Annotated in this window: 14 protein-coding genes and 2 pseudogenes; 5 read left to right on the top strand and 11 right to left on the bottom strand. The window is 62.6% G+C overall.

Annotated features, from left to right (window positions below):
* Nucleotides 1-258: hypothetical protein (locus tag KHY18_RS02660; protein ID WP_213293996.1), on the top strand; the 258-nt coding region annotated here is incomplete at its 5' end.
* Nucleotides 259-333: 75 nt separating this feature from the next.
* The gene (locus KHY18_RS02655; protein ID WP_213293993.1) at nt 334-537 is read left to right on the top strand and encodes a hypothetical protein; all 204 of its coding nucleotides are present in this window, start codon (nt 334-336) and stop codon (nt 535-537) included.
* Between the two features lie 36 nt (nt 538-573).
* Here KHY18_RS02655 and KHY18_RS02650 read toward each other — a convergent pair whose 3' ends face one another.
* From KHY18_RS02650 to KHY18_RS02620, 7 genes are all read right to left on the bottom strand, one after another.
* Nucleotides 574-753 (bottom strand): hypothetical protein, encoded by a 180-nt coding sequence (locus tag KHY18_RS02650; protein WP_213293990.1) that lies wholly within the window; start codon nt 751-753, stop codon nt 574-576.
* A gap of 273 nt (nt 754-1,026) precedes the next feature.
* Nucleotides 1,027-1,572: a cysteine hydrolase family protein gene (locus tag KHY18_RS02645; protein ID WP_213293987.1), complete on the bottom strand. Its 546-nt coding sequence runs from the start codon at nt 1,570-1,572 to the stop codon at nt 1,027-1,029.
* A 148-nt stretch (nt 1,573-1,720) separates the two neighbouring features.
* Entirely contained in the window at nt 1,721-2,026 is a 306-nt protein-coding gene (locus tag KHY18_RS02640; protein ID WP_213293984.1) for a c-type cytochrome, read from the bottom strand.
* Nucleotides 2,027-2,092: 66 nt separating this feature from the next.
* Complete coding sequence (locus KHY18_RS02635; protein WP_213293982.1) at nt 2,093-2,563, bottom strand: copper chaperone PCu(A)C; 471 nt, start codon at nt 2,561-2,563, stop codon at nt 2,093-2,095.
* A gap of 21 nt (nt 2,564-2,584) precedes the next feature.
* Nucleotides 2,585-3,190 (bottom strand): SCO family protein, encoded by a 606-nt coding sequence (locus KHY18_RS02630; protein WP_213293979.1) that lies wholly within the window; start codon nt 3,188-3,190, stop codon nt 2,585-2,587.
* 207 nt (nt 3,191-3,397) lie between these two features.
* Nucleotides 3,398-3,757, bottom strand: a complete 360-nt coding sequence (locus tag KHY18_RS02625; protein ID WP_213294029.1) for a DUF2946 family protein — start codon at nt 3,755-3,757, stop codon at nt 3,398-3,400.
* 139 nt (nt 3,758-3,896) lie between these two features.
* On the bottom strand, nt 3,897-4,784 hold the full coding sequence (locus KHY18_RS02620; protein WP_213293976.1) for an MBL fold metallo-hydrolase: 888 nt from the start codon (nt 4,782-4,784) through the stop codon (nt 3,897-3,899).
* Nucleotides 4,785-4,900: 116 nt separating this feature from the next.
* Here KHY18_RS02620 and KHY18_RS02615 point away from each other — a divergent pair, with 116 nt between their 5' ends.
* Entirely contained in the window at nt 4,901-5,899 is a 999-nt protein-coding gene (locus KHY18_RS02615; protein WP_349630237.1) for a GlxA family transcriptional regulator, read from the top strand.
* A 39-nt stretch (nt 5,900-5,938) separates the two neighbouring features.
* Here the strand turns inward: KHY18_RS02615 and KHY18_RS26975 are convergent.
* A pseudogene (locus tag KHY18_RS26975) lies at nt 5,939-6,160 on the bottom strand (type 2 periplasmic-binding domain-containing protein); the annotation flags it as partial.
* Between the two features lie 230 nt (nt 6,161-6,390).
* Between KHY18_RS26975 and KHY18_RS26970 the strand changes: the two are divergent.
* A complete protein-coding gene (locus KHY18_RS26970) occupies nt 6,391-7,635 on the top strand; it encodes an acyl-CoA dehydrogenase family protein (RefSeq protein WP_249728860.1) in 1,245 nt (414 codons plus the stop codon).
* Between the two features lie 129 nt (nt 7,636-7,764).
* Here the strand turns inward: KHY18_RS26970 and KHY18_RS27400 are convergent.
* The 3 genes and pseudogenes from KHY18_RS27400 to KHY18_RS02600 all read right to left on the bottom strand — a co-directional run.
* A pseudogene (locus KHY18_RS27400) lies at nt 7,765-8,859 on the bottom strand (TonB-dependent siderophore receptor); the annotation flags it as partial.
* The gene (locus KHY18_RS02605) at nt 8,771-9,166 is read right to left on the bottom strand and encodes a DUF1330 domain-containing protein (RefSeq protein WP_213293969.1); all 396 of its coding nucleotides are present in this window, start codon (nt 9,164-9,166) and stop codon (nt 8,771-8,773) included. The gene KHY18_RS02605 and the pseudogene KHY18_RS27400, both read right to left, overlap by 89 nt.
* Nucleotides 9,167-9,186: 20 nt before the next feature.
* Nucleotides 9,187-9,894, bottom strand: a complete 708-nt coding sequence (locus KHY18_RS02600) for a putative quinol monooxygenase (protein WP_213293967.1) — start codon at nt 9,892-9,894, stop codon at nt 9,187-9,189.
* A 72-nt stretch (nt 9,895-9,966) separates the two neighbouring features.
* Between KHY18_RS02600 and KHY18_RS02595 the strand changes: the two genes are divergently transcribed.
* Complete coding sequence (locus KHY18_RS02595) at nt 9,967-11,049, top strand: AraC family transcriptional regulator (RefSeq protein WP_249728858.1); 1,083 nt, start codon at nt 9,967-9,969, stop codon at nt 11,047-11,049.
* The last annotated feature ends 91 nt before the right edge of the window (nt 11,050-11,140 follow it).

Genomic DNA, 11,140 nt, shown 5'->3' with positions numbered 1-11,140 from the left:
CAGCATTTGGACGCAGGATTGTTCTCCCGCGACCGCGATGAGCAGCAGCTGTGCTACGAGTGGCTGAAACGACGCAAGTTGGCGAAAAGGCGCAATGCTGTCGTCAAAGTGGTAGTTGGCCTGACGCTGGTCATAGGGGCTGGTTTTGGGGTGCTTTCTGCTTTGTCAAAAGAGCAGTCTGCTGATTTCGGTGGCGCAAGCTCGTGCAATTCAGTCCCGGTGTGGAGTATTTACTCCTCTGTGATTTCGCCTGGATGAGCGGGCCAGCGAGGGCTGCCCGGAGTTGGGTTGAAATGTTACAATATGTGTTTTCGAGGCAAGCAAGGAGGCTGCATGGATGACGCAGCAATTCGATGGGTCAAGGAAGCCGTGGTGAGGGCACTGCTAAAAAGCCCCGAGGATGTTGGCTTTTATTACGCGCAGGTGGATGACTCTTTAAGAAAACCCCAGTACAGGAAAGCCTTGCAAGAGGCCATCGACGAGAGTCGACAGCTGCTGAAGAGTCGCCAAGAGAAAAGACATCAGCGCAGTGCGTAACGTGCCGCGCGCTGGGATGCAAGAAGGGGCGGTGCGTTACGCCGGCTTGCAGAATGCGGGGCGCGTCTTGAACGGTGGGGCGTCTTTGTCATCGGGCAGGACCGTCACCCATTTGCCCTTGGGCGTGTCTGCGATTTCGATGATGGTGCCCGCGAAGGGCGTCTTGGTGCGCACGGTGCGCGCAATCACGCTCTGGCCTACTTTCAATTTCGTCATGCTTGGCCCCGCTGTAGACGTCGGTGGTTGGCAAGAATAACGCCACGCAGCGAGGACGTTGGAACGTCTGCGTCGGCAACCTGACGCAGGCCTGGTTACTTCGAGAATCCGGTCAGCCCGTGGCGTTGCGCTGGCGGGGGTGTGAGCGCCATACCCCGTAGCAGGTTCGATGCGCTCGTGGTCGCGAATGTCGCCCGGTAGACAAAACCGGTACGGGGCTGCCTTCAGCGACAGGTCTTGCGTGGCTGCGATGAAAGCACTGCGCCAGAGCCATCAATCCAGATAGGCGTCGGTCGTGGTCACGGTCGCATAGGAAAAAGCCAGCGCTGCCATCGATGCGGCATGCACCTGGGCCGCGGCTACCTTGGTGCCGTCGAACTCCAGATCCTTGGTCGCGCAGGCGTCGTGCACCACCGTGGCACTGAAGCCGAAATCGGCAGCCGCGCGCGTGGTGGCCTCGATGCACATATGGCTCATGGCACCGATCACCACCACTTCCTTGACGCCTTGCGCGTCCAGCATCTGCTTGAGTGGCGTATCGCGAAACGAATTGGGATAGTTCTTGACGACGAGCGGCTCGCCTGCGAGCGGCGCGACCGCGGCGATGATCTGCACGCCGTCGCTGCCCGGCACGAAGACTGGAGCGTTGGCCTGCTTCATTTCATGGCGGACATGAATCAGCAGCTCCTCCTTGGCGCGGGCCGCGGCGATGATGCGCTGGGCATTGCTCAAGGCCGCGTCCAGGCCGACCAGCGGCAGCTTGCCCGTAGACAGGTATTCGTTTTGCAGATCGACGACGATGATGGCGCGTTGGCTCATGATTTCCTCTTTTTCATGGGGGTGGACAGGGTGTCTGTCCCATTGTCCAAGCGGCTCGCTGTTTGCGCCATGGGCCCAAACGCCATAAACCGATGACATTGGGCCAGACTAAGGCCCAGGCCTGGGATCAGCAGGCACGCCGCCGGTGCTATTTGACGGATAGCACCCAGGCCGCCAGCTTCTGGGCATCGGCCTCGCTGACGCGTGGATTGGGCGGCATGGGCAGGGGGCCCCAGACACCGCTGCTGCCCTTGCGGATCTTGCCGGCGAGCAGGGCCTGGCTGTCCTTGGCGCCCGCATACTTGCTTGCGACGTCCTTGAAGGCCGGACCGACCAGCTTCTTGTCCACACTGTGGCAGGCCATGCAGTTCCTGGAACTGGCCAGCGCCTGGTCGGCCAGCGCCGGAAAGCTGGCCAAGCTCAGTAATGGGACAAGGAGAATGATTTTTTTCATCGTGTCGCTTTTGTTGGGGCAGGCGGACGCGGGTCCGCCGATACCGTTGTCTTCCCGCGCCAGCGCTCAGTGCTTGTGCGCACCATGGCCGGTCGATGTCGCGCTGGTGTTGAGCGCGCGCACCGGCGCTTGGACCTCCAACGATTCGCGCTTGCCATCCTTGCCTTCGACAACCAGGGTCAGTGGCACGGAGCTGCCTTCCTTGACCTGCTGCTTGAGGTCCAGCAGCATCACGTGGTAGCCGCCGGGCTTGAGTTCCACGGTCTTGCCTGCCGGCAGCGTGATGTCGCTCACCTGGCGCATCTTCATCACGTCGCCTTGCATGCTCATCTCATGCACTTCGACATGGGGCGTGAGCGGCGAGCTGGCCGAAATCAGTTTGCTGTCCTGCGCTGCCTGGATACGCATGAAGGCACCGGTGGCCTTTTGCTGCGGCACCGTGGCGCGCACCCAGGCGTCCTTGACGGTGACTTGTGCCTGTGCGGCCATGGCCAGCAGCGAAGCGGCGAGGGCGGTGGAAAGTCGGGCGAATTGCATGCTGTGCTCCTTGAGAAAGGTTTAGGTTGGGGTGGAATGGAGAAGCTTGCGCAAGTCGTCTGCGCAGTCCTCCGGGGATTGCTCATGGCGCAGTGCGAGTCGCAAACGGCCCTGCGGGTCGTAGACGTAGCTCAGCGCGCTGTGGTCCATGGTGTAAGAGGCACCGGTCGGCACCTTCTTGTAGAAAACCTTGAAGTCGTTGGCGGTCTGCTGCGTGCGCGTGAGATCGCCGTACAGGCCGATGAAGCTTTCATCGAAAGCCGCGGTATAGGCCTGCAGCACTTCGGGCGTATCGCGCTCGGGATCAACGGTGATGAATAGCGCCTGGAAGCGCTGTCCGTCCACGCCCAGCAGTCGCTTGACTTCCGCGGCCCTGGCCAAGGCCGTAGGGCACACGTCAGGGCATTGAGTGAAGCCAAAGAAGACCAGCACGGCCTTGCCGCGAAAATCGGCGAGCCGGCGCTCCTGGCCTTGCGGATCGGTGAGCTGGAAGTCCGTGGCGTAGGTGGCGCCGGTGAGGTCTATGCCTTTGTAAGTGACACGCGGCTTTCGCTCGCATGCGGCCAAAGTAAGAGCGCTGGCGGCAGTGGTGACGAGCCAGGCGCGTCGGGAAAAAGTGGCGTTCATGCCGGGGTTCCTGCGGTTGAAGGCGTGCAAAGATCTGGCCCGATGGACTGTGCGAGCGAGCTTGGCCGAAAGCAATCGCAAGCATGCAGTCCCAAGGGCAGAAAGAGATGGTGCAGGCCGGGACCCGCAAGCAGTGGCGTGCTTTTCCACATGGGTCACAGGCGGCTGGCGACGTGCCATTGCGCCAGCGACCGCTGTGGCCGGATGTCAGGCGTTTGCGGGCGGCCCGCGTGGCGGTAAAGGGGCGCCCACCAACGCGGCAATGCGCGCCGCTCGCGTGGGAGTCAAGGCATAGGCCAGCGGCTGTGGCTGGCTCAAAGGGGATGCGATGGATGGCGCAGGCAGCGCTGCGGGCAGGCATAGCGCGCAGTCCAGCGTGTGCTGCACCGCTGAAACAACGTCGCCGTGCTGATCCAGTTCAATCAGCTGCATGGCACCGGTGCCCGAACAGATCGTCTCCATCGTCCTGGGCGCGACGAAGGGTGAGGCCGTGGCAACGCCCATGGTCAACACCAGCCACGCCAGGACCAGGCGGGCGAGGGTGGACGATGTGCGCAGGGCATGCATGGCTTTATTATGGCCGGCATTCGATTGCTCCATCTTGTGTTTTCAGAAATTTCTGTAAACACAAGAGGATTCTCGCGCGCCGAGGCAAATTCTGGCTTCCTGCGTAACGATGCCGGCTGAACCGGTCAGCGCCTGGCCATCAGAACTTCAAGCTTTCGCCATCCGCGGGAATGAACACGTTTTTCTCGATATTCTTGTCCTGTACAAATGCGCGCAGCTCCTTGCGGCTCAGGGACATATGGTTAACGGCATCCATGTGCACCGCCACGACGGCCGCATGGGGCGCGGCCTTGACGGCCTGCAGCGTGTCCTGCTTGCCCATGATGATGGGATGCTCTTCAAAACCTTGCATGAGCGCGCTGCCCGTGTTGAGAATCACCACGTCCGGCCTGTGCTGCTGCAGCGCCTGATCGACCTCAGGGCGCCATACTGTGTCGCCCGCCACATAGACGGTTTTCGCCTGGGGCGCAGCAAACACCACGCCCATGACGGTGCCCATGGCCTCGGCACGTGCTGGGTCTGCGAACCACAGGTCGCTGCCATGCTGGCCGCCGGTTCGGCTCAGTTTCACGCCCTTGAACGTGCTCGAGTCCTTGAGCACCCGCACGTCCTTGAAGCCCTGGCTGCGAATAAGCTTGGCATCGGCTTCATTCTGCGTGAAGACCGGCAGACTCTTGGGAATCGCCTCTTGCGCGGCTGCGTCCCAATGATCGGTATGCGTATGGGTCACGACCACGGCTTCCACGCTGTCGAGCACTTCCTCGACCGAGAAAGGCAGGTCGACCAGGGGATTTCGCAGCTCACTGCGGTAAGTGCCAGGGAAGCCGGGGAACTCCGCTTTGGCCGACAGCATGGGGTCGACCAGAAAAGTCGTGCCTGCAAAGTCGATCTTTACCGTCGCGTTGCGGATCTGCTGCACCTTGACCGGCGTGCCGGGGGAAGTTTCAGGGCCTGACCAGACGTTGGCGGCGAAGGCGCCGAGCGACAGAGAGACCAGCCAAGGGGCGAAGGCTTTTATCGGGTGCATGGGGAGTTACCAGAGTTGAGATGCAGAAGCCACTATTTTTTGCCGTGGGGTTCTTTTGTAGAATTGACCCATAAGTCACTCTTCGAAAGATTTGGGCCAAATTGCCCTTGAACGCCGTGTCCAAGCCACTTCCCCTCGTAGCGCTGGTGACCTATCCGCAGTTCAGTCCCTTCCACTTTGGCGTGCCATACATGATCTTCAGCGCCCATTTGCCTGAGCAGGCGTTGTTCGATGTGAAGATCGTCACGCCCGGCGCAACGGCGCTGGCGGCCGAGCGGGGATTGCTGTTGCAGCCCGATGGCGGACTTGAGTGGCTGGTCAAGGCTGACATCGTCGTCGTTCCAGGTTGGCATGATCTGGATGAAAGACCGGATCCCTCACTGATGGCCGCCTTGCGCCAGGCGCGTGCGCGCGGCGCGCATGTAGTGGGCTTGTGCTATGGCGCTTATGCGCTGGCCTATGCCGGCTTGCTCGATGGCAAGCGGGCGTCCACGCACTGGATGGCCGAGCAGGATTTCAAGCGGCGCTTTCCCCAAGTGCAGTTGGACATGAACGCTCTGTATGTGGACGACGACGGCCTGATCACCTCGGCAGGAACCGCAGCAGGGCTGGACTGCTGTCTCTACATCGTGCGCAAGTTCCATGGCCAGAAGTTGGCCAACAAGATTGCCCGGATAATGGTCGTGGCGCCGCACCGCGAAGGCGGCCAGGCGCAGTTCATCGAGCAGCCCGTTGCGCCGTCCACGCAGGACGCGAGGATCAACCAGTTGATGGACTACCTGCGCGAACACCTGAACCACAGCCATTCGGTGGACGACTTGGCGCAACGTGCGGCCATGAGCCGGCGAACGTTCACCCGCAACTTCAGCAAGGCCACGGGCATGTCGTTCGTGGAGTGGCTGATCAACGAGCGCTTGCAGCGCACGCGAGAACTGCTGGAAAGCACCACGCTGCCCGTGGAGTCCATCGCCGCTCTGGTGGGGTTCAAGACGCCCACGTCATTGCGCCAGCATTTCAAGCACAGAAACCAGGTCAGTCCCAGCGAATGGCGCAGGACTTTCGGGCGACCGATGGCCGGTTTGAAGCCAGCCCCGAGCCCGCCATCGCGGCCCTGAGCAGACATCATGCCGTTTGTCGGAGTCATCCAAGTAATGACGCCAGCGCGTGTGCAGTAGCTGAGCCTGGGGGCTCAATGTGGTGTGTTTCGGCTTTGCGTTGAACCAGGCAGCTTCCTTGTCGGGCCTGCAGACCGGGCCGACCCTCTGAGCAAACAGTAGTTCAGCATGATAGTTTGCAGGCCGAGCGAAGTCGTCCCGCCGTACTGCCAGGTCAATGCCGCTGGCGAACGAGAACGGCCCCCCGCCGGCAACGAGATGACCCCGTGCTTTGCGCAAACCGTGGCCGGGCGCCAGTCCCCTGAATCTCCCGACATATGGATCGGGCGCCTTCTGCAGCAGAGTGAGCCGCGTCATCCAGGAGACAGCCGGCCGGCGCTGATCGGGGCACCATCAACTCGCACCATCGAACGCTGGCCATCGAATCCAACGGCGAGCCGAACGGTCGCCCAGTCCGCCCAGATCGTCCCACTACCCGCGAAGAAGGCACCATGGAATTTAGCTACAGCCCCAAAGTTCAAAGCCTGCGTACCCGTCTGTTGAATTTCATGGAGGAGCACATCTACCCGAACGAGCAACGCCACAGCGAAGAGGCGCACCGCTCCTACCTGAACGCGCAGGCAAGCGGCGGTCTGTACACCGGACTGCCGTTGTTGGAGGAACTCAAGGAGAAAGCCAGGCAAGCAGGTCTGTGGAACCTCTTTTTGCCCGAAACTGCGCATGGCGCAGGGCTGACGAATCTCGAATATGCGCCGTTGTGTGAAATCATGGGCCGGCGCTACTGGAGTGCCGAGGCGTTCAATTGCAGCGCGCCGGACACCGGCAACACGGAGGTCATCGAACGCTATGGCTCGGACGCGCAAAAGGCGCGCTGGCTGCAACCCCTTCTCGACGGCGAGATTCGCTCGGCGTTTGCGATGACGGAGCCTGCGGTCGCCTCGTCCGATGCCACCAACATCACCTGCAGCATTCGGCGCGAAGGCGACGAGTACGTGATCAACGGGCGAAAGTGGTACATCACGGGTGCGATGAACGAGCGCTGCAAGCTATTCATCTTGATGGGAAAAACCGACCCGGACAACGCCGATCGCCACCGCCAGCAGTCCATGGTCATCGTGCCAGCCGATACCCCAGGCATCACGGTGGTCCGCGACATGGCGCTGGTCAATCACTATGACGCGCCATTCGGCCACCCCGAAGTTCTGTTCGAGAACGTGCGCGTGCCCGTGGACAGCGTACTGCTGGGCGAAGGGCGGGGTTTCGAGATTGCCCAGGGCCGGCTCGGTCCTGGGCGCATACACCACTGCATGCGAATGATAGGCATGGCCGAGTCGGCGCTGGAGATGATGTGCGAGCGTGCCCTGTCGCGCGTCGCCTTCGGCAAGCCGCTGGCCGACCAGGGCGTATGGCGCGAACGCATCGCGCAAGCGCGGATGCTGATCGAGCAGACCCGGTGGATGGTGCTGCACGCCGCCTGGCGCATGGACACGGTCGGCAACAAGGTCGCAGCGCCGGAGATCGCGATGATCAAAGTGATTGCCCCCAACAACTGCATCCGGGTCATCGACGACGCGATGCAGGCCTTCGGCGCCATGGGATTGAGCCAGGACACGCTGCTGGTCAGCTTCTGGGCCTACGCCCGCCATCTGCGCATGGCCGACGGCCCGGACGAAGTGCACCGCAACGCCATCGCCAAACACGAGCTCGCTCGCTACGCCAAGCCCCCGCTGAAGTGACGGCCGTGGACTGCGCGATGGATGTCGCGCCGTCTTGCGCAACCCGCCCGCGACCTGGCGCCAGGAGGCCGTGACGGTTTCTCGATAGCGGTCGCGGCGCAGGCCGGCCACGATGACGAAGCGATCGTCGAACTTGGCCTGGTTTTGCCCATACAGACCGGCCTGCCGGCTCTTCGCCCGTTGGTACGGCACGAGTGGCGGCGCGATGTACGCACCCGCGCCCTGGCCAGTCGCGAGGTCGTAGGGCGAGGTCGTGCCTACGCCGCGATACAGCGCCGCGTCGACATGGCTCAGATCGATGCCGGCGATCGTGGTGTGGGCCCATTGTCCCACCGACCATTTGCGCTCGAGGAAGTTGTCGGACTGCCACGCCTTGCCCGCGTCCTGCATGTCCTGTGCACCGCGGCCAACCAGCGTTCCGTTCGGAATGCTGTTCGGAAACGAGCGGCGGTAGTCCAGTTTCGTATCGGTGTACCGGGTCCGGCTCTGAAAGCCCAGCGAGTCGCTGAAGCGGTGGGCCGGCAGGAATCCTCCCGACCATTGGTCACGATAGAAGCGATCCCGGCCTTTCTCGACCACGCCGATGTAGCGGCCAAAGGCTTCGTCGTAGCTGTAGGGGTAGGCGTCGCCATGGATGCGCTCGCGCTGCACATCCGCCAGCAGGGTCAGCTCGGTGTCGCGGCCCAGGCGCAGCGTCAGCGAAGGCGCGAAATAGCTTTGGTCCTTGTCGGTCTGGGGCGTCGGCAGATCGTAGTGTTCGGTCTGCGCGACCAGGCGATAGAGCACCGTGCCTTCCTCGTTCAGCGGGCCGGACACATCGGCGGCTATGCCATGTCGATCGCTATCCCCGGCGCGCAGACGGATCGCGCGTTGCGCATCCTGGGTCGGTCGCTTGGTGATCGCGTTGACCACGCCGCCGGGCGCGTTGCTGCCCACCAGCAGCGAAGCCGGGCCGCGCAGAAATTCGACACGTTCCACGCCGTAGCTGTTCACCCGGGGCACGGCATAGGCGCTGCCCACTTCCTTGAGCCCGTCGCGGTAGTTGGCTCCGTAGGTCGAGCCGATACCGCGCCTTCGGGCCTGCGGCGCCGCATCACCAAGCGCTGGCAGGCGCAAGGCCAGTGCGGCGCCGCCGTCAGTGGGCCAAGCCTTCCATGATGAAGGTGCGCGACTTCGCGGAACGGTGCCGGATGGGCATGATTTCCTGGTAGCGCGGCGAGGCATACCAGGCCTGGGCCTGCGCGAGGCTGGGGAAGGCAATCATGATCACGCGCCGCATGGGTTCGCCTTCCAGGGAATCGACCTTGCCGCCGCGCACCGCGTAGGTGCCGCCAAACGGCGCGAAGGTCGACTCCACAGCGGCGCTGTAGGGGCGTATGCCCTCGGGGTCGGTCAATTCAAACTCCGCGATGTAATACGCTGTTGGCTGGGCCTTGGGGGCTTGCGCCTGGGCGCCTGCCCATGGCGCAAGGCTGGCGCAGACTGCTGCCGCCGCGAGGGCAGCACGCGCAAAGCGGTGTTGTAGGTTCATGGTATTCCTGGGTGTGGAGGTTATGGGACCTTGGCGGCCAGAGAAGGGGACTCCATCTCGAACAGCTTGCGGCTGGAAATCATCGACTGGGTGGTTGCCACATATTTCCTGAAGTGCGGCGACGCGATGTGCTGCAGATAGGCCGCGTGGTCGGCGTAGATTTCAAAGAAACGCAGATGGTTCGGCCGGTCTTGAAGGGACATCGAATAGATCGCCAGCACGCCGGGCTCCAGACGGATGGAGTCCTCGATCTCCTCGGTCACCGCGGCCCGGTAGCCTGCCAATTGCGCGGGCACGATTTCCAGTTCGGCCACGCGTACATGCGCCGAGGTGGAGAACCGCTGCGGCTTCGCGCCCAGCGCGAGGGGTCTGGCGTCAACCACGCGACGCGAACGAAGCGCCTGCTTGGCAACTTCGGCAAACCGCTGGAAGTGCGGCGACTGCAGATGCGCCCGGTAGGCGTGCAGATCGCGGTAGATCTCAAGCACGCGAATCTGGTGTGGCTTGCCTTTTTCAGCAGCCCAATGGAAGGCCATCACGCCGGGCTCCTGCAGTGACGCAGCCGCATTTTCGTGCGCGACTGCCTGGAACTCGGACATTTTTCCGGGTTCGACTTCTAATTCTGCCCAGCGTATGAAATGGCCCTGGCGTTGTTGTTCCGAGGCTTGCACTTTCATTCCCATCAACAGGGCGGCTGTGCCTAGCGTTAAAAGTCGTCTGGTCATCATCGTGCTTGCTCCGGAGTCAGTTCTTCCATTGTTTCAAGTTGGCGCTGCGCAGAGATAGGCTGATCCCGCCGGATGTTTGCCCATTTCCACTGCAATGCGATGATTTGTCACCGTGCGCGCCGGCCTTCGCTACCATCCGCAGCGATGCGCATTACTTCCGATTCGTCCCTGCCAGACCCTGTGGCGTTTGAAGCCGTTCGATCCAGGCTCGCCCAGCGCATTGCGCGGTGGACCGACGGGGTGGAGCAATTGGCGACGGCCAACCCCGGCCTCACCCTGTATCGCCACGATGCGCCCACCGAGGCGATGCGTTGCATGGTGGAGCCGGCCATCGCGCTGACCGTTCAAGGCGCGAAATGCGCGGTCCTGGGTGACAATGTGTATGCCTACCACCCGCATCGCTTCCTGCTGACGACGCTGGACCTTCCGGTGGTGCTTCAGGCCGTCGAAGCCAGCGCGCGCACGCCCTACCTGAGCCTGGTGCTCAAGCTGGACGAGCGGGCGATTGCGGAACTGGTGATGCAATGCCCGGCCCCTGCGCCGGCGCGCGAGGGCCGGCCAATGCGCGGCATTGCTCTGGGCCATACATCGGTGCAGATGCTGGAGACATTTGACCGGCTGGTGCAGATGCTCGACGAGCCGCAGGCCATCCCCGTGCTCGCACCGCTGCTGCAGCGCGAGATTTTCTACCGTCTTCTGGTCGGTGATCAGGGCGCGCTGCTGTGGCAACTGGCATCGGTGGGCAGTCAGGGCCACCGGGTGGCCAGCGCGATCGGCTGGCTGAAGGCAAATTTCGCGCAGCCGCTGCGTGTAGAGTCGCTCGCGGATCTGGTGCAGATGAGCCCTTCGCGCTTTCACCACCATTTCCGGCAACTGACGGCCATGAGCCCGCTGCAGTTCCAGAAGCACTTGCGCCTGAGTGAAGCGCGCCGGCTGATGCTCACCGAGCAGGTGGATGCGGCCACTGCGGCGTTTTATGTCGGCTACGAAAGTCCATCGCAGTTCAGCCGCGAATACCGCCGCCAGTTTGGCGCACCGCCGCGCCGGGACATGGCCAGGCTCGTGGGCGCGATGGGGGCTGGCGCACGGCGTGGTGCAACTCACACGACCCAGCACATCGAACATCTGCGCTTGCTACCAGACGCGGCCGTCTAGCTGTCGAGTCTCATGACATTGTTCATGTTCGGGATGCGGCTCATGGGAGGCTGATGGTTTGGAGCAGAGTGTGGCCGCAGCCAGTTGTAGT

Source organism: Acidovorax sp. CCYZU-2555, assembly GCF_018413525.1.
Classification (GTDB): Bacteria; Pseudomonadota; Gammaproteobacteria; order Burkholderiales; family Burkholderiaceae_C; genus Comamonas.
This window is presented reverse-complemented; position numbering and strand designations above follow the sequence as displayed.